Source organism: Streptomyces neyagawaensis, assembly GCF_023516595.1.
GTDB lineage: Bacteria > Actinomycetota > Actinomycetes > Streptomycetales > Streptomycetaceae > Streptomyces > Streptomyces neyagawaensis.
In genome coordinates this window covers 1-303 of record NZ_JAMGBG010000270.1, presented here as the reverse complement: position 1 = coordinate 303, position 303 = coordinate 1, and the positions used below count along the sequence as shown (strand labels likewise).

Here is a 303-nt window from a genome sequence, read left to right as displayed (position 1 = left end):
TCTACGACGGCAAGCGGATCTGGCAGTGGTCCCTGAAGCTGGTCCCGGCGGCGGCCCGCCCCGGAGTCTCCGCGGCCGGGCCCCGCGCCTGGCGGACGTTGACCGCGTATGTGCGCGGCACGGTGATAGTGGCCCTGATCGACGCCATCTTCATCGGCCTCGGCATCTACTTCCTCGATGTGCCGATGGCCGTCCCGCTCGCCGTGTTCATCTTCCTGTTCGCCTTCATCCCCCTGGTCGGCGCGGTCGTCTCGGGCGCCCTCGCCGTGGTCGTGGCGCTGGTGACGCAGGGCGTCTTCACCG

1 protein-coding gene is annotated in these 303 nt (G+C 70.0%); it reads left to right on the top strand.

Annotation, left to right across the window (positions count from 1 at the left end; all coding sequences use genetic code 11):
• A partial coding sequence (locus tag M8J73_RS44655) for an AI-2E family transporter (RefSeq protein ID WP_249829947.1) occupies positions 1–303 on the top strand: 303 nt, incomplete at both ends.